Annotated in this window: 15 protein-coding genes and 2 pseudogenes; 8 read left to right on the forward strand and 9 right to left on the reverse strand. The window is 60.4% G+C overall.

From position 1 onward, the window contains the following. Window positions 1-175 precede the first annotated feature (175 nt). The 6 genes and pseudogenes from ACFE70_RS18830 to ACFE70_RS18855 form a co-directional block, all read left to right on the forward strand. Window positions 176-403 (forward strand): annotated as a pseudogene (locus tag ACFE70_RS18830) (BatA domain-containing protein); the annotation flags it as partial. A 393-nt stretch (window positions 404-796) separates the two neighbouring features. Then, window positions 797-2,236, forward strand: coding sequence for a hypothetical protein (locus ACFE70_RS18835; RefSeq protein WP_375419348.1), 1,440 nt, complete (start codon window positions 797-799; stop codon window positions 2,234-2,236). A gap of 70 nt (window positions 2,237-2,306) precedes the next feature. Further along, window positions 2,307-2,837 carry a DUF4199 family protein gene (locus ACFE70_RS18840; protein WP_375419334.1) on the forward strand — a complete coding sequence of 177 codons (531 nt, stop codon included), beginning with the start codon at window positions 2,307-2,309 and terminating at the stop codon, window positions 2,835-2,837. A 39-nt stretch (window positions 2,838-2,876) separates the two neighbouring features. Continuing rightward, the gene (locus ACFE70_RS18845; protein WP_375419335.1) at window positions 2,877-3,407 is read left to right on the forward strand and encodes a DUF4199 domain-containing protein; all 531 of its coding nucleotides are present in this window, start codon (window positions 2,877-2,879) and stop codon (window positions 3,405-3,407) included. Further along, entirely contained in the window at window positions 3,400-4,383 is a 984-nt protein-coding gene (locus tag ACFE70_RS18850) for a glycosyltransferase family 2 protein (protein WP_375419336.1), read from the forward strand. Before ACFE70_RS18845 ends, ACFE70_RS18850 begins: the two co-directional genes overlap by 8 nt. Before the next feature lie 85 nt (window positions 4,384-4,468). Further along, window positions 4,469-5,602, forward strand: a complete 1,134-nt coding sequence (locus ACFE70_RS18855; protein ID WP_375419337.1) for a glycosyltransferase — start codon at window positions 4,469-4,471, stop codon at window positions 5,600-5,602. Between the two features lie 52 nt (window positions 5,603-5,654). Here ACFE70_RS18855 and ACFE70_RS18860 read toward each other — a convergent pair whose 3' ends face one another. The 4 genes from ACFE70_RS18860 to purB form a co-directional block, all read right to left on the reverse strand. Next, complete coding sequence (locus ACFE70_RS18860; RefSeq protein ID WP_375419338.1) at window positions 5,655-6,785, reverse strand: glycosyltransferase family 9 protein; 1,131 nt, start codon at window positions 6,783-6,785, stop codon at window positions 5,655-5,657. A gap of 119 nt (window positions 6,786-6,904) precedes the next feature. Continuing rightward, window positions 6,905-7,333, reverse strand: a complete 429-nt coding sequence (locus tag ACFE70_RS18865) for a DUF6252 family protein (protein WP_375419339.1) — start codon at window positions 7,331-7,333, stop codon at window positions 6,905-6,907. A 325-nt stretch (window positions 7,334-7,658) separates the two neighbouring features. Continuing rightward, window positions 7,659-8,390, reverse strand: a complete 732-nt coding sequence (locus ACFE70_RS18870; RefSeq protein ID WP_375419340.1) for a response regulator transcription factor — start codon at window positions 8,388-8,390, stop codon at window positions 7,659-7,661. Between the two features lie 132 nt (window positions 8,391-8,522). Beyond that, the gene (gene purB, locus ACFE70_RS18875; protein WP_375419341.1) at window positions 8,523-9,863 is read right to left on the reverse strand and encodes an adenylosuccinate lyase; all 1,341 of its coding nucleotides are present in this window, start codon (window positions 9,861-9,863) and stop codon (window positions 8,523-8,525) included. A 194-nt stretch (window positions 9,864-10,057) separates the two neighbouring features. On the opposite strand from purB, the gene ACFE70_RS18880 reads away from it, so the two are divergent. Then, window positions 10,058-12,229, forward strand: coding sequence for a transglycosylase domain-containing protein (locus ACFE70_RS18880; RefSeq protein ID WP_375419342.1), 2,172 nt, complete (start codon window positions 10,058-10,060; stop codon window positions 12,227-12,229). Between the two features lie 161 nt (window positions 12,230-12,390). Here the strand turns inward: ACFE70_RS18880 and ACFE70_RS18885 are convergent, their stop codons facing one another. The 3 genes from ACFE70_RS18885 to hemG form a co-directional block, all read right to left on the reverse strand. Further along, window positions 12,391-13,353 carry a TerC family protein gene (locus tag ACFE70_RS18885; protein ID WP_375419343.1) on the reverse strand — a complete coding sequence of 321 codons (963 nt, stop codon included), beginning with the start codon at window positions 13,351-13,353 and terminating at the stop codon, window positions 12,391-12,393. 67 nt (window positions 13,354-13,420) lie between these two features. Then, a complete protein-coding gene (locus ACFE70_RS18890) occupies window positions 13,421-14,173 on the reverse strand; it encodes a polyprenol monophosphomannose synthase (protein WP_375419344.1) in 753 nt (250 codons plus the stop codon). 127 nt (window positions 14,174-14,300) lie between these two features. Further along, window positions 14,301-15,632 (reverse strand): protoporphyrinogen oxidase, encoded by a 1,332-nt coding sequence (gene hemG / locus ACFE70_RS18895; RefSeq protein ID WP_375419345.1) that lies wholly within the window; start codon window positions 15,630-15,632, stop codon window positions 14,301-14,303. A gap of 41 nt (window positions 15,633-15,673) precedes the next feature. On the opposite strand from hemG, the gene ACFE70_RS18900 reads away from it, so the two are divergent. Then, entirely contained in the window at window positions 15,674-16,195 is a 522-nt protein-coding gene (locus ACFE70_RS18900) for a D-glycero-alpha-D-manno-heptose-1,7-bisphosphate 7-phosphatase (RefSeq protein ID WP_375419346.1), read from the forward strand. Between the two features lie 162 nt (window positions 16,196-16,357). On the opposite strand, the gene ACFE70_RS18905 is transcribed toward ACFE70_RS18900, so the two are convergent. Together ACFE70_RS18905 and ACFE70_RS18910 are read right to left on the reverse strand one after the other, a co-directional pair. Further along, window positions 16,358-16,522, reverse strand: a complete 165-nt coding sequence (locus tag ACFE70_RS18905; protein WP_375419347.1) for a hypothetical protein — start codon at window positions 16,520-16,522, stop codon at window positions 16,358-16,360. Between the two features lie 165 nt (window positions 16,523-16,687). Next, window positions 16,688-17,451, reverse strand: a pseudogene (locus ACFE70_RS18910) (arginine decarboxylase); the annotation flags it as partial.

Genomic DNA, 17,451 nt, shown 5'->3' on the forward strand with positions numbered 1-17,451 from the left:
TTATCAACTCACAATGCCCTCTTGCTTTCACCAGCGTAGAGGGCATTCGTGTTTAGTACTAGTTCAAATCCTATTGTTCATGCTACGTTTAGAACTAAGTAGCTTAAAAGGCTGTCTGCGTAGCTTAGCTATACTAGAACTGAACTCATTCTTAGTATAGCTTTACTGTTAACCTATGCAACTGTTATTTCCAGGCTTTCTAGCTGGTTTGGGGGCGGTTATTATTCCTATTATTATTCACTTGTTGCAATTAAGAAAGCCGCAACGAGTTTATTTTACCAATACAGATTTTATAAAGCAATTAGAGTTAACAGTAGCTCGCCAACGACGCATCAAACAGTGGCTGGTGCTGCTAATGCGAGTATTAGCATTAGCATTCTTGGTTCTGGCGTTTTGCCAGCCATTCATTCCAGCACGTGAGGCCAGTGTGGCAGGAGTTACCAGCCAAGTACAGGTGCTGATTGATACTTCACCGAGTATGCAGGCCGTAAATGAAGCTGGAGAAACCTTATTGCGCACCGCAACTGGCGAAGCTCAGCAACTGGGCAAGGCCTATGGTGTCCAGCAGCAGTTCAGCTTGCTACAACCTAGACGAAACTTTCTTACGAGTGTAGCTTACCAGGCGCAATTGCAAGAATTAAGTGCCGACGGTCGCGCTCCTGATTTACAAAAGGTACTCGCTTCTAGTGCCTCAGCGAGCCAGGGCGGTGCGGGAACTCTCTATGTGTTCTCGGATTTTCAGCAAAGCGCGACCTCGGCTAACGTGTTTGACACCTTCAAGCCTCAGCAAGAGGTTGTGCTAGTGCCTGTCGCGGGGAGGGGGGTAGGGAATGTGTTCGTGGATAGTGTGTGGGTAGACGATGCATTTGTGCGGCCGCGCACCAATGTGGAGCTGCACGTGCGCTTGCGCAACGGCGGACGGGTAGCTGCAACGGATTGCCCGGTGAAGGTATTCTTAGGTCCGCAGCAGGTGGCAGCGTTTCGGGTGTCGGTGGCGGCGGGACAGGCGACTGTTTCAATAGCGCAAGTGCAGGTGGCCGGTAAGAGGTTGGCGCTAGGGCGAGTGGTAACAGAGGATGTGCCCATTACTTTTGATAATACTTATTACTTCACGCTGCAGCCGGCTAGCCAAATCAAGGTAGTGGAACTGGGAGCACAGCCCGTTGCCCAGCGCTTGTACGGCAACGAGCCGGTTTTCAATTATGCATTCAACTCGGCTGGGACAGTTGATTATGGCTTGTTACGAACGGCTAATCTGGTGCTGGTTCGGGAGGTGCTGCAGCTGACTGTAGGGTTGCGGCAGGCGCTCAACGAAGTGGTGAAGCGCGGTGGCAGCGTGGTAGTGGTGCCTTCAGCGGACAGAAAAAGCCAGGCGTCGTATCAGGCGTTATTTCGAGAGTTGGGGGTAGGGAGCCCGCAGTGGGAAGCTGTCGGGGCGGCGCCGGAGCTGCGGGAGGTAGCTATGCCTTCAGGACGGGAGACGTTTTTTCGGTACGTGTTCGGGGCGCAGCAGCGGCAAGTGACCATGCCACGGGCGACGCCGGTATTGCGCTGGGGTCGCACGGACGAGGATATTCTCAAGTTTCGGGATGGCGAAAGCTACTTGGCCGGTTTTCGGGCCGGCGCCGGGCAGGTCTACGTTTTTGCGGCTCCTTTTGCGGAGCGTTATACTGATTTTACCAGCCACGCGCTGTTTGTGCCGGTGCTCTACAAGCTGGCGATGCTGAGCTACCGCAACGACCAGCAGCCCGCCTATCGGCTGACGCAACCGGCCATCACACTTGCCGTGCCGGAGGGGGGTAGGGCAGTTGAGGAAGCTGGCTATCGGCTAGTGAAAGACAGCTTGACTCTGATTCCGGGGCAGCGGCTGCAAGGGGCAGAACTGCGGTTGGAACTGCCCGCGGGCTTGGCGGAGCCCGGCTTTTACCAGGTGCAGCGGCAAGGTAGGGTGCTTACAACGCTGGCGTTCAATCAGGATAAGCGCGAGTCGGCGCTAGCGGCGTATTCAGCTGCCGACCTACGCCGGTTGATTGGCGCCAACCACCCCAACGTGCGCGTGCTGGAAGGGGGGGTAGGGGCAGTTGTTACGCAGGAGCGCGCCGCGCGAACCGGCCAGCCGCTGTGGCGCTACTGCGTGGGGGCGGCGCTATTGTGTTTGCTGGCTGAGGTACTGCTGCTGCGGCAGCGGCGCAACCGGCAGCAAGCGCCAGCACCGAGCGTAGTAGCGGCAGGCTAGAGCTGGGACAGCAAATGCAGCCGGGCTAGTATCTTGCCGTCTCAATGCAAACTGGCTTTAAATTTCCTGGATGTCAGTAGCCCAAGCAGCACAAGGAGGGGTTTTACGGTGGGCGCTGCGTTTCGGCGTGGGCGCGGGCGTACTGTGCGCGCTGTGGCTGCTGGTGCTGCAATTCACGGGCAACAATCCATTTGGGCCCAAGCGGTTGCTAGCGCAGTTCACGGTACCGATTGCAGTGGTCGCCAGTCAATGGGCGTTGCGGCGCGGCTTGCGGCCTGAAAAGCCGGGGGTAGGCCGGTCCTTGGCCGTGGGCGGGCTGACCGCGGTGCTAGCTGCCCTCATTGCGGCCAGCAGCTTATATAGCCTGGGCCAGAGTGCGGGGCCTGTGGCGTTGGAGCGAAACCGCGCCGAGCTACAAGAGATTGCGCGGGCCGAGCGGGACTACTTCATCAAGCAGGGTGGGGGCGAAGCGGCGTATCAGCAGCGCCTCCAACAGTTGGAACAGCTGACTATGACGGACCTGGCGCAGAACGACTTCAGTAAGATATTGCTGCTAGGGCTTATGTTTGCCTTGCCAGCGGGGGTATTCTTCCGCGAGTAAGCTTTTCTCATTTTCAATCCTCTTTCGCACAGCAAGCACATGGAAGTTTCTACTCAGCTCCGTCCCACTACCTCCGCCATTGCCATGCGTTTTGGCCTGCTCACCGGCGTCGTTTCCATCATCTACTGGTTTTTATTGATGGTGACAGGACAGATGGGCAATTCAGCGCTGGGCTTTCTGGCTTTGGCTATTCTCGTTGGTGGCATCGTGCTGGCGCAGCGGGCTTTCCGAACCAGCAACGGAGGCTTTATGTCGTATGGCGAAGGGCTTGGAATTGGAATGCTCGTCTCGTTAATTAGCGGACTCCTTTCCACGATATTCAGCTACGTGTACCGCGAGTTTGTGGACCCCAGCATTACGCAGCAGGTTGCCGACCAGGCGCGCGCTAAGCTCGAAGAAGGTGGCAATTTGAGTGAAGAGCAAATAGACCAGGCCGTGGCCATGTCGCAGAAGTTTTCCAGCGGTCCGATGAGCCTAGTTGTTGGCATTGTTGGCTCTCTGATTGTCGGCCTGTTACTGTCGCTGATTATTTCGGCCATTATGAAGCGCACCCGGCCTGAATTTGAATAAGCTGCGTTCCGAGGCTGATTTCCCAGTAGAGCTGTCCGTCGTCATTCCGTTGCTTGACGAGGCCGAGTCGCTGCCAGAGCTGACGCGCTGGCTAGCGCGGGTGCTGGAGGCGCACGGGCTGAGCTACGAGGTACTGCTCATTGATGATGGCTCGACGGACGATTCCTGGGCCGTGATTGAGCAGTTGGCGGCGGCCGACAGCCGCTTGCGCGGTATTCGCTTTAATCGCAACTATGGCAAGTCGGCGGCGCTGCAAGTAGGATTTCAGGCCACGCGCGGGCGGGTGGTGTGCACGATGGACGCCGACCTGCAGGACTCGCCCGAGGAGCTGCCGGAGCTGTACCGGCTAATTGCGGAGGAGCAGTACGACCTGGTGAGCGGCTGGAAGCAGAAGCGGTTTGACCCGCTGTCCAAAACCATTCCGACCAAGCTGTTTAATGCCGCGACGCGCTGGATTTCGGGTATTCCACTGCATGATTTCAACTGCGGCCTGAAAGCCTACGACCAGCGGGTGATAAAAAGTATTGAAGTGTACGGCGAGATGCACCGCTACATTCCCGTCATCGCCAAGTGGGCCGGCTTTCGGCGCATCGGCGAGAAGGTGGTGCAGCATCAAGAGCGCAAATACGGCCACACCAAGTTCGGGCTGGAGCGCTTCGTGTACGGGTTTTTGGATTTGGCCAGTATCGCATTCGTAAGCCGGTTTCGGCGGCGGCCGATGCACTTTTTCGGCACGCTCGGCAGCCTTTCGTTTCTGATTGGAATGCTGATTACGTTCTGGCTGGTGGGCGAAAAGGTGTACTTGTCGTTGCACAACCTGCGGGCCCGCGGCGTGACCGAGCAGCCTCTATTTTTTCTGGCGCTGGTGGCCGTGATTGTGGGCGTTTTACTATTTGTGACTGGTTTTCTAGCTGAACTAGTCCAGCTAAATGGCCCGCGCCGCAATGACTATCTGGTGCGCGACAGCATCAGATAATTCATTTAACAAATAGCAATTAACATTTAACAGCTGTTCGATTTGATAAATACTGGTTGTTAACTGAATAACTGTTAATTATTAAATGAAAGTCGTAATCATCGGGCCCGCCTACCCCCTGCGCGGCGGGCTGGCCACGTATAATGAGCGGCTGGCGCGGGCATTTCAGGCGGCCGGCGACACGGTGCGCATTATTACATTTTCGCTGCAATACCCGGATTTTTTGTTTCCGGGCCAGACGCAGCTCAGCACCGAGCCGGGCCCAGTTGATTTAGCCATTGAAGTAAGCCTTAATTCCGTGAGTCCGCTCTCGTGGTGGGGGGTAGGAAACCGGCTCAGGCGCGAGCGGCCCGACTTGGTGGTGTTCCGGTTCTGGCTGCCGTTTATGGGGCCGGTGCTGGGCACGGTGGCGCGGCTGGCCCGTCAAAACGGCCACACGCGCTGCGTGGCCATTACCGACAACGTGATTCCGCACGAAAAGCGGCCCGGTGACCGGCCGCTGACGCGCTACTTTCTGAGCGCCTGCGACGGCTTCGTGACGATGAGCCGCGCCGTGCTGACGGACTTAAAGCGGCTGGGCTTCGGGCACAAGCCGGCGCTCTACCGGCCACATCCGCTGTATGATAATTTCGGGCCGATACTGCCGCAATCCGCAGTGCGGCAGCAGCTGGAGCTAGAGGCGGATACGCAGTATCTGCTGTTCTTTGGCTTTATTCGCGCCTATAAAGGGCTGGATTTGCTGCTGGAAGCATTAGCCGATGCGCGGCTGGCAGCGCTGTCAGTCAAGCTGATTATTGCCGGCGAATTCTACGAGGATGCGGCGCCGTATGAGGTGCTAATTGAAAAATATAAGCTCGAAGATAAAATTATTCGCGCCACCGATTTTATTCCGAATGACACAGTAGGCGCTTATTTCTGCGCGGCTGATTTGGTGGTGCAGCCCTATAAAAATGCCACGCAGAGCGGCGTTTCGCAGATTGCCTACCACTTCGAGCGGCCCATGCTAGTGACCAACGTGGGCGGCTTGGCCGAGCTGATTCCGGCTGGGGAGGTGGGCTACGTGGTGGCGCCCACGGCGGCAGCCATTGCCGACGCGCTGGTTGACTACGCCACGCACCCCGAAAAGCAGGCGCAGTTTGAGGCCGGCACGCGGCGGGTGAAACAGCAGTTTTCGTGGGAAGTGATGGTGGCCGCGCTCAAGGAAGTAGCGCGAACGTAGCGCGGACTTTGTAGTCCGCGAATAAATGACCTTCGAATAAGGCACTCGCGGACTACAAAGTCCGCGCTACCGCTACGAGCGGTATACTGGCCTGAACGGCGGCAAAGACCTTCTCGGCCGGTAAGTCTTCCATACAACTCGTGCCGAGCTTGCAGGTACCGCGGTAGAAGCATACGCAGTCGCGGTCGGGCTGCACAATCTGGCCGCGGCCGTAAAGATCGAATTCGTAGGCGTTGAAGATATTATTTATCAGAATCGTGGGCTTGCGCAGGGCAATGCTGATGTGCATGGCCATCGTGACCTGCGTCACGATGGCATCCAGCTGATAGAGCAGGTTGATAAACTGGGGCAGCGGGAACGTGCCGGGGTAGGCGGCGCCGGTGGCCTGGTGCAGGCGCTGATTGCGGGCGTGCTCGGCTTCGCCGCCGAGCAGCACGGGCGCGTAGCCGGCGTTTTGCAGCAAGGCGATGAGCGTGAGCCACTTCTCGTCGCTCCAAAGGCGGGTGGTCCACCGGTCGCCGCAGCCGGTATTGAGGCCGATACGCGGGTTGGCCGGTAAGGGGGGGGGTAGAGAATCCCAGGTGTAGCCCTTGTCTTCGTGGGTGTCGAACACGTATTCCTCGCCCCGGAAGTCAAAGCCGCACAGCTCGAATATTTCCTGCACGTAGGGCTTTTGATTTTCCAGGCTGAGCTGGTCGAAGACGCCGGTGAGAAATTTGTGGTCGGCCTGCGCGTTCACGGGCCAGGCCACGCCGTCGCTCGAGCGCAGGGCGTAGCCGAATTTGACTTTGGCCGAAATCGTGTTTAGCAGCGCGCAGGCTTCCTTTTCCTTGTCAAGATTATACACCGCATCGAACTCGCGGGCTTGCAGGTGCAGGGTGCTGGCAAAGTCGAATCTCAGAATCTCATCCACTTCGCCCGGCGGCAGAATGGCGGGCGTGAGCGTGAGCCAAGTGATAAAGCAGCCCGGAAACTCCTGCCGCAGCCGCCTGAGCAGCGGCGTGGTCCTAATTACGTCGCCGATAGCGCCGAGCTTGATGATGAGTAGCCGCTGCGTGACGGGCGCGTACACCGGGCAGCTTTCGCAGACGTAGCCGTCGGTTTTGTTGGGGCGGCAGGGCACGTCGCCGCGAAAGTGGCGGCAGTCGGGACGCACGAGCACGTCGTTCAGGAGTTGGGGCACGCGGGCGGGGGTAGGGACGGATGAGCCGGTAAAAGTAGCAGCTCGCAGCGACCCTAAAAAAGCCGCCACCATCCCGGCGGGACAGTGGCGGCTTTTCTGAGCTAAACCTAGCAGCGTGCTTAAAGCGCGATGTTAAATTTGCCGTTGGCGATGGTTTTCGCATTCGTGCTGCCAAAAAGATCTTCGCCCTTAAACTCGAAAGTCCCTTTCAGATTGGTGGCCGTGGAGCTGGTCACCGTGATGGTACCGGTTTCGGCCCCGTAGATGGCACCGGTACTGCTACTGCCGCTTGAGTAGAGCGCGGCAGCATCGGTGTTGGCGTCGGCTAAGTTGTAGGTGCCCACTTTCTTGGGAACCGACAAATTAACTTGGGAGGCACTGGTAGCCGAACCAACTGCCCCGGTTATTTCAATAGTCTCGGGGTCGGAAACGTCTTTCGTGGTGCTCATGGCCACCACGTTGTTGCCGTCCACAGTCCAACTCATGCCCATAGGGTCGGCGGCGGGTTTAGGGTCGTCTTTCGAGCAGGCGGCGAGGGAAGTAAGCACCGCTAGAGTAGCCACCAAGCGGAAACGGCGTAATATGAACTAACATATAATAGGAAAGAAAAAAGAAAAGTCAAGCACCTGCCTGACCGGGACAAAGATATAGGGTAATAAATAAATATTAATTACTAAATAAACTATTCTAACAAAATGCCCAACTGGCGGCTTTCGCAGCCTGTTAGCTGACTCAGACTGCTCGTGGAAGCAGCTTTTGCCAAAGCAAACCGCGCCTTTTCAGCGCCGTTGTGGCCGGCCAACTGAAGCGCAGCGGATTAGGAAAGAGCCGCTAGTTATTAGCTGTCAGCGGCGGGCACGAAGCTATCTATGCTTACACCAAATCAAAGGCCCGCGCATACTCGGTCAGCTCGGCGGTGGTGGCGGGCTGGAGCTTCTGGCGCAGGTTGCGGCGGTGGGTGTCCACGGTCTGGGGCGAGAGGAACAGGCGCTCGGCAATTTCGGGCGAGCTGAGGCCCTGCGCCAGGCAGGCCAGCACCTGCCGCTCGCGGGCGGTGAGGCGGGCAAATTGCTGCTGATGGTGGCGCAGGAAGTTGTTCTCGTCCAGCAGGCGCTGCACCTTGTGGGTGAGGTGACTTTCGCGGTCGATGGGGCAGGCAAAGCAGATGAGCAGCAGCGGGTGGCCCGTGGCCGGGTCCTGGGCCAGCACCTTCACCGTGCTCAGGTACCACTCGAAGGTGCGGCCCGGCCCGGTGCGCACCTGCTGGAAAAACGAAACCACGTGGTCCGGGTCGTTGCGGCGCATCAGGTCCACAATCTTGGGCACGTACTCGTGGGCCTCGTCGGGGTTGAAAAACGCCGGGTAGTAGCCCGCGCCCATCTCGGTGAGGGCGGCCATGCTGGTGCCCAGGTAGCGCAGGCCGCGCGCCGACATATACTTCACCTGGTCGGCCTGGTCGTTGAAGATAATAACCACTCCCGGATACTGGTCGGCCGTGGCCGCAATCTGAGCGATAATAGCATCGACCCACGCCGACTGGGCGGGCAGCGCAGGGGCGGGCGGCACCGCCACTGGCGGCACGAGCAGCGACGAGGGGGTAGGCATGAAGTCAGGCGGGCAGCAAGGTGGTAGAGAGATGCTGCTGCAACTTACTCACTTCATCCGATATTCATAGTATAAAGCTGTTGAGAATAGATTTAACGATACCCAGACTGCTCTCACCTGCCCGTTTTCTAGTTATCGCCCCACATAGGTCGACGGCGTGAGCGCGCGCAGCTCGGCTTTCACGTCGTCGCCTACCCCCAGCTCCTCGATGAACGCGCCGATGGTGGCCGCCGAGATGGCCTCGCCGGTGCGGGTGAGCTGCTTGAGGGCGTTGTAGGGGTCGGGGTAGTTTTCGCGCCGCAGAATGGTTTGAATGCCTTCGGCGACTACGGCCCAGTTGGCTTCGAGGTCGCGGGCCAGGGCGGCCTCATCCAGGGCCAGCTTGCCCAGCCCGCGCTGCAAGCTCAGCAGCGCCACCCGGATGTGGCCCAGCGGCACGCCCAGGTTGCGCAGCACCGTCGAGTCGGTCAAATCCCGTTGCAGGCGCGAGATCGGCAGCTTGGCGGCCAGGTGCTCCAGCACGGCGTTGGCCAAACCCAGGTTGCCCTCGGCATTCTCAAAATCAATCGGGTTGACCTTGTGGGGCATGGCCGACGAGCCCACCTCACCGGCCTTGATGGTTTGCCGGAAATAGCCCAGCGCGATGTACTGCCACACGTCGCGGCACAGGTCGATGAGGATGGTATTGAGGCGCTTGAGGGCGTCGCAGTGGGCGGCCAGATGGTCGTAGTGCTCTATCTGGGTGGTGGGGAAGGAGCGGTGCAGGTGCAGACGGTCTTCGACAAACACCTTGGCAAAGCCGTGCCAGTCGGTGGCGGGGTAGGCGGCAAAGTGGGCGTTAAAATTGCCGGTGGCGCCCCCAAATTTGGCCGCGAACGGCACCTGCGCCAGCAGCTCGACCTGCGCATCGAGCCGGGCCACGAACACCTGGATTTCCTTGCCCAGGCGCGTGGGCGAGGCCGGCTGCCCGTGGGTGCGCGCCAGCATCGGCACGGCAGCCCAGGCGGCGGCGCGGGTCGCCAGGGCGTTGCGCACCTCGGCGTAGGCCGGCAGCACTACTTGTAATAGTGCCTCCTGCAAGCTCAGCGGAATGGCCGTGTTATTAACATCCTGCGAGGTCAGGCCGAAGTGAATAAACTCGATGTACTGGCCCAAGCCCAGCCTGGTGAACTCGTCGCGCAGGAAATACTCCACGGCTTTCACGTCGTGGTTCGTGGTCTGTTCGTGGGCCTTCACGGCCGCGGCATAGTCATCGCGGAAGTCTTCATACAGGCCGCGCAGGGCTGGAAAAACGGCCGCCTCGACGCCCGCCAGCTGCGGCAGCGGCAGCTCGCAGAGGGCAATGAAATACTCGACTTCGACCCGCACGCGGTAGCGAATCAGAGCACGCTCCGAGAAGTAGTCGGCCAGCGGGGCGGTGGCGGCGTGGTAGCGGCCGTCGAGCGGCGAGAGGGCAGTGAGGGCAGTAAGCATGGCTTCAAAGGTAGGAGGGGGGGTAGGGATGGAGGATGGGGCGAAGAAATAAGTGGAAAAAAGACGGAAACCGCGGTTGAACGCCGCTAACGCCTGGTTTAACGTTTCGTAAGCTCGGCAACGGCGGGCTGGCACTACCTTTGAAGCCCGGCTTCAGCTTCTGTCCCTTGCCCTTGCCTTCCTTTTCGTTATCGTTGTCCCCGATTGCCCGGCGGCGCTTGCTTTACGCCCTGGCGGCGCTGCTTACCCTGAGTTTGCTGGCGCTGGCCGTGTTTCTGTGGCAGCGGCAGCGGCTGCTGGCCTACGCCCTGGGCGAGGTCAAGGTCCGCGTCGAGCGCAAGTACCTGGTGCGCCTGACGCTGGGTCCGGCCCGGTTCACGGACCTGAATACGGTCGAGATTCAGGGCATGAGCCTGGTGCCGACCAGCAGCGCGGCCCTGCCCGACACGCTGCTCACCGCCCGCCGCCTGCAAGCCGGCCTGAGCGTGCGCTCGCTGTTTGCCGGGCGGCCGGTGTTCAGCCAGCTGCAGATTGACGCCGCCCGCCTCACGGCCACCAGAACGCTGACCGGCGACAACTTTTCCTTTCTCATCAAGAAAAACAAGGCCGCCGCGCCGCGCCGCGACACCACTCAGGGCCGCAACTATGGGCTGCTGCTGAACCAGGTGCTCGAAACCGGCTTCGACAACGTGCCGGGCGAGGCCGATTTCCGCAATTTCGTGGTTCGCTACCTCAGCCCGCGCCACCGGGTGCTGCTCCAGATGCCCAGCCTGCGCATCAACGAGGGCCGCATCAGCGGGCAGATGCAGGCCGACGTGGACGGCGAAGTCAACCAGCTCGGCCTGGCCGGCTCGGTCGAACCCTCGGATTACGCCGTCGATTTGCGCCTTTATGGCCGCGGCCAGTCGGTGCAGCTGCCCTACCTGCCCCAGCGGTTTAATGCGATGGTCAGCTTCGACACCGTGCGGGTGCAGCTGGCGGGCAAGGACTTCAGCGATGAGGAATTGACCCTGCGCGGCACGGTGGCGGCGCGCAACTTCAGCTTCTACCAGCCCAAGGTATCAGCCACCGACGTGGTGGTGCGCAGCGGCACGCTCGACTTCGTGACCACGCTCGGCGCCCAGTCCATCGCGCTGGAAAAAGGCTCGCGTGTGGCGCTCAACCAGCTGGTTTTCTACCCCGAAATCAGCTTCCGCCGGCCCCTACCCCCCCCCACCAGTGCGAGCGCCAGCAACCGTCGGCGCCGGCCGGCGCCGGTTCGTACCTGGCGGGATGACCTGCAAGTGAGCCTGAACATCACCTCGGCCGAGACGCCGGTAAACGACTTTTTCAGCTCCCTGCCGGAGGGCATTTTCGATACCGTGACGGGCGTGCGCGGCACCGGCAGCCTCAAGTACCAGCTGCGGGCGGCCCTGGACATGGCCCAGGTCGACAGCCTCAAGTTTGACTCCTCGCTGCGGCCCAGCGGCAACTTCGCCATCACCCGGTTCGGGGCCGAAGACCTGACCCAGCTCAACCGCGACTTTCCCTACACGGCGTATAATGACCGGGGCGACTCCATTAAGACGTTCGCGGTGGGGCCCACCAACCCGGATTTTGTGCCCTATAATCAGATTTCGAGCTACTTGAAAACGGCCATCACCACGGCCGAGGACCCGCGCTTTTTCACCCACCGCGGCTTCATGGAAAAGGCCTTCGTGAAGTCGGCCATCCAGAACATCAAGGAGCGGCGCTTTGCCCGCGGCGGCAGCACGATTAGTATGCAGCTGGTCAAGAACGTGTTTCTGACCCGGCAGAAGGTCATTTCCCGCAAAATCGAGGAGGCCCTGATTGTGTGGCTGCTCGAAAACACGCGCCTCGTGAGCAAGGAGCGCATGTTTGAGGTATACCTGAACGTGATTGAGTGGGGCCCGAAAATCTACGGCGTGAAGGAGGCAGCCAAGTTCTACTACAATAAAAAGCCCGCCGACCTCAACCTCGACGAGAGCCTCTACCTGGCCAGCATCATTCCCAAGCCCAAGTTCTACCGGCAGTCGTTCGACGCCTACGGCAACCTGCGCCGCAATACGCGCTACTTCTTCCGCCTCATCGCCGATTTGATGGAGATGCGGGGCCAGATTTCCGGCCAGCAGCGCGCCGGTCTCAACTACGGCGTGGCCCTCAACGGCCGCGCCCGGCAGTACATCGTGACGGCCCGCGACACCACCCGCACCGTGCAGCCGGCCGACACCAGCCAGTTTGAGCCCCTGAACCTGCTGGATTTGCTCAACACCGGCGCCACCACCACGCCCGACGCCGGCGTCAACTCCAACGCCGCCACCGAAGAGGACGCCCCCCCGCCCGCGCCCACTTCGGCGCCAAAGTAGGGGGTAGGGAATAGGGGAATAAGCCGGTCATGCTGAGCTTGCCGAAGCATCTCGCTCGGGGAAGTAATCCAATCGTTGTTCAGCCATTTAGATTACTGCTGCACGCGAGATGCTTCGGCAAGCTCAGCATGACCGCCTTTTTAGCTTCTAACTTCCAGCCCTCAACTCTTAACTTCCCTACCCCCCTCCTCCCCCAGTACTTCCGCCTTGGGCGCCTTGGGCAGTACCAGCGACACAACCACGCTCACGAGCAGAATCAGGCCCACGATGCCCAGGGCCACGGGCATGGGAAAGGTGTAAAAATCCTCAATCAGCAGCTTGCCGCCGATGAAGACCAGGATGAGCGAGAGGCCGTAGTGCAGGTAGTGAAACGCCTGCATGAGCCCGGCCAGAGCGAAGTACAGCGCCCGCAGGCCGAGCAGCGCAAACACGTTGGAGGTATAGACGATGAACGTGTCGCGGGAGATGGCCAGAATGGCGGGAATGGAATCGACGGCGAACACAACGTCGGTGGTTTCGACCATCACCAGGACCACGAACAGCGGCGTGGCAAAGCGCAGGCCATCCTTGCGGGTGAAAAACTTGCCCCCGTCGAGCTGCCGCGTGATGGGCAGGTGCCGGCTCAGGAAGCGCACGACGGGATTGGCTTCAGGGTCGATTTCGGTGCTCTCGGCGCTGAGCGCCATCTTGACGCCCGTGTAGACGAGAAACGCGCCGAGCACGTAGAGCAGAAAGTGAAACTTGGCCAGCAGCGCCGCTCCGACCAGAATGAAGATGGCCCGCAGCAGCAAGGCTCCCAGCACTCCCCAGAACAGGATGCGGTGCTGGTATTCGGCCGGCACCTTAAAGTAGCTGAAGATGAGCAGGAACACGAACAGATTGTCCACGCTCAGGGCCTTTTCGACCAGGTAGCCGGTGAGCCATTGTAGGCCGGCTTCGGCGCCCAGGGTGCGGTAGACGAGGGCGTTGAAGCAGAGCGAGAGCGTAATCCAGAACGCGCTCCAGCCCAGGGCCTCGCGCATCCGCACGGCGTGGGCCCGACGGTTGAACACCAGCAGGTCGAGCAGCAGCAGGGCGATGACGAAGGCGTTGAAGCCAAGCCAGAACAGGGGCGTGTTTTCCATGCGTTAGGCTGCAAGATACGGCGCCGCCGGTAGCTGGTTGGGCCTGATTTGCCCGGTCCTGGCCGCCCTACCCTGGGCGCGGGCCGCGGGCCCCGCTGAGAGGGCGCAGCCAGGAGTCGAGCTTCATCTGGAGCACGCCGAAGAAGGCTTCCTGGAAGATGCCCTTGCTCATCTTCGAGAGCCCGCGGGTGCGGTCGGTGAAGATGATGGGCACCTCCTTAATGCGAAAGCCCAGCCGGTAAGTGAGCCATTTCATCTCAATCTGGAAGGCGTAGCCCACAAACTGAATATGGTTTAGGTCGATGGCTTGCAACACGTGAGCCGCGTAGCACTTGAAGCCCGCCGTGGCGTCGGAGATGGGCATTCCCGTCACGCCGCGCACGTACCACGAGGCCAGCCACGACATGAGCACGCGCGACATGGGCCAGTTGACGACGTTAACGCCGATAACGTAGCGCGAGCCGATGGCCAAATCGTAGCCCTGCTCGGCGCAGGCGGCGTGCAGCAACAGCAAATCATCGGGGTTGTGGGAGAAGTCGGCGTCCATCTCGAAGACGTAGGGGTAGCCCCGTTGCAGGGCCCAGCGGAAACCGTGCAGGTAGGCCGTACCCAGGCCCAGCTTGCCACGGCGCTCTTCCAGGTGCAGGCGGCCGGCGAACTCGGGCAGCAGTCCGCGCACCAGCTCGGCCGTGCCATCGGGCGAGCCGTCGTCGATGATGAGCACGTCGAAGGCCCGCGGCAGGGCCAGCACCCGGCGGATAATCAGCGCCGCATTCTCGCGTTCGTTGTAGGTCGGAATGATAACCAAGCCCTCGCTCATAGCCCGCAAAGGTAAACGCTGCGCTTAATGAAGAATGAGAAATAAAGAATGAGAAATAAAGGATGAGGAATTGTTGATTAGCGCCAACTGGGGTTGACCGGGCAGCGGGGGGTAGGGAATTAATTCCTCATTCTTCATTCCTCATTATATCAAAGGCGGCCTGCCGGGCGTGGCGCACGCAGTCGGGCACACTCACGCCGGCCTGCCAGTTGGCCACGGCCAGCACGCCCCGCGGTCGCAGCGCCGCCACGGCTGCCCGCGCCGGCCCGATGTGCTCGTCGAACTGCGGAATGCTGCGCGCCCACGGGTAGCGTCCCTGCCACAGCGGCGCCCCGCTGATGCCGTAGAAGCGGGCCAGCTCCTCATGTACGGCCGCCAGCTGCTCGGCCTCGGGGTGCCGGGCCTGCGCTGCATACTGGCTGCCGCCCACGAACGTGGTGAACAGTACCTGCCCCGCCGGCACCCGGTTGGGATAGATGGCGCTGGTCCAGATAGAGCCGGCGGCATAAGTCTTCTCCACCTTCGGGTGCAGCGCCCCGAAGCCGTTGAGTTGGTGGCGCACGGCGGCGCGCTCGTAGGCCGAGAACACCACCGTCAGGGGGGGGTAGGAAATGGCGGCCAGCGCGGCGGCAGCTTCCGGGAACAACAGCTGGAGCAGCGGCGCGGCGGCGTAGGCGGGCAGCGCCAGGGCCAGGTGCGTGTAAAGTTGATGGCTGGCGTCGCCGGCGCCCGCCACCTCATAGCCGCCAGTTGCCACCGCGCTGATACGCTGCACGGCCCGGCCGCCGTGATAGTTGGTCAGGCGGGCAGCCAGGGTTTCGGTCAGGGTTTGCAGGCCGTTTTGCAGGGTGAAGATGCGGCGGCGGGCGGCGCCCCGGCCGGTTTTGGCCAGCCCGCGCAGCACCGACCCGTACTGCTGCTCCAGGGCCGCGAGCTGCGGAAACGTCTGGTGCAAAAGCAGCTTCTCGGGGTCGGAGGCGTAGATGCCGGCCATGAACGGATTCACGGCGTAGTCGAGCACCTCGGCCCCGAAGCGGCGGCGGAAGAAGTGCGCCACGGTTTCGGCCGGGTCGGGGGGGGTAGGGGCCCGGGTTAGCTCGCGCAGAATCTGGAGCTTGGCCTTGAGGCTGAAGAAGCCGCTCGTGAGCAAGGCCGGTGGCGAGGCCGGTAGCTGCCGGTAGCGCCCGCCACGCAGCACAAACCGCTGCTGGCTCACCGGCGCGGCCTCCTGAATTTGCTCGCTCAGGCCCAGGTCCGCCAGCAGCTCCTCCAGCTCCGGGCTGAGCTGCAAGGAGTTGGGACCGGCTTCAAGCAGATAGTTTTCCGGCGGACTGAGCGAGAGGATGTTGCCGCCCGGCCGCGCATCCGCCTCAAACAGGTCGTAGGCAATGCCGTTTTTTTGCAGGTAATAGGCGAAGGTGAGGCCCGAAATACCGCCCCCGATAATGGCAATGCGCATACCCCAAAGGTAGCACGGCCGGCTGCCGTAGCTTTGGCCGCATGAACCTGAACAAAGCTGTATTTCTGGACCGCGACGGTGTACTCAATGACGAAATCGGCGACTACGTCTGGGAGCCCGACAAATTTATTGTCTCGGCCGGCGTGCCCGAAGCCCTGGCCCAACTCAAGGCCGCTGGCTACTATCTGGTCGTCGTCACCAATCAGGCCGGCATCGCCAAGGGCCTCTACGGCCGCGCCCAGGTGCTGGCCCTGCACGACAAGCTGCAACTAGCCTGCGGCCACGCGCTCGATGCGCTCTATTTCTCCGACGCCCACCCCAGCAGCAGCGAATCGCTGCTGCGCAAGCCCGACTCGCTGATGCTGGAAAAGGCGATGGCGCGCTTCCAACTCGACCCCGCGCAGTGCTGGATAGTCGGCGACCGGGCCCGCGACCTGGAAGCCGGGGCTAAAGTAGGTGTGCGCGGCATCTTGGTCGGCCACACTGAGGAGCTGGATTACCTGCCTCGCGCTACTGATTTAGCGGGAGCAGCAGAATTGATTCTGACTGGCGTCGGAACCTGACCTTTATGTACTGCCAAAAGGGGATTTTGTGCCGATGAGGACTAAATTCATGGTTAGATAGCAGCCATATAGTTGAACAGACACGAAAAAGCCAGCAGTTTTAAGCTGCTGGCTTTTTTAGGTGAAGTAAGGGACTAGGTACCGCCAAACGAATCAAACTATCTACAGCCGGGTGTTCGCCGTCGAAGCCGCGCTGGCCATGACGCTCGAAGCGGGCACTGATTTGTGAATTTCGGCGCGGTTGCCGTAGGCCGGGCACGACGACCGGTTGCACGCGCCCAGGCCCAGAGAAGCTACCCCAGCGGCTAGAATAAGAAGCTTTTTCATAAAGATTTAAAGAAGAAGGTTAAGGAATGACAGAGGAGATGATGCGCGGAAATCAAAGATAAGCAGCGCAGCGTAAATGAGTTAGGAGTTGGTGGCCGGCCGGATAAGCGTCCTGTCTGCCGTGTTAGCCGGCCGGCAAATTTTGCACCATAAACTCGGAACGCCTCAGTCGGCGCTTTGGTATCCGAGAATCTGCATCATGCTTTCCGGGCTTTGCTCCGGCGCAAACTCGTAGTCGGTGAGCGTACCGTCGGCGGCGCGGTCGAGGATGACGTGCTTGGGTGCCGGAATCAGGCAGTGCTTGATGCCGCCGTAGCCGCTCAGGCTTTCCTGGTAGGCGCCGGTGTGGAAAAAGCCGACGTAGAGCGGCTGCTCGTCCTGGGGCTTGCGCTCGGGCAAAAATACCTGGTAGAGGTGCTTTTCGGCGTTGTAGTAGTCTTGCGAGTCGCAGGTGAGGCCGCCGAGTTGGCACCGGCGGTAGGGCTTCTGCCAGCCGTTGACGGCCAGCATGATGAAGCGCTGATTCAGGGCCCAGGTGTCGGGCAGATTGGTGATAAACGAGCCATCAATCATGTACCACAACTCCTTGTCATTCTGAAGTTTCTCATCTAGAATGGAATAGATGGTCGCCCCGCTTTCGCCCACGGTGAAGATGCCGAACTCGGTGAAAATGTGGGGCTCCTCTACCCCCTCCTCGGCGCAGATACGCTGGATGGTGCGCAGAATCTCGGCAATCATGTAGGCATAATCATATTCCTGCTGAATGCTGGTCTGAATAGGCAGCCCGCCCCCGATGTCAATCGTGGTGAGCGTGGGGCAGACCTTGCGCAGCTCGCAGTACTTGTGCACAAAGCGGCTCAGCTCCGACCAGTAATAAGACGTATCCTTGATGCCGGTGTTGATGAAGTAGTGCAGCATGGTCAGCTCAA

It is taken from the genome of uncultured Hymenobacter sp. (assembly GCF_964243305.1).
In the GTDB taxonomy this organism is placed as follows: Bacteria; Bacteroidota; Bacteroidia; order Cytophagales; family Hymenobacteraceae; genus Hymenobacter.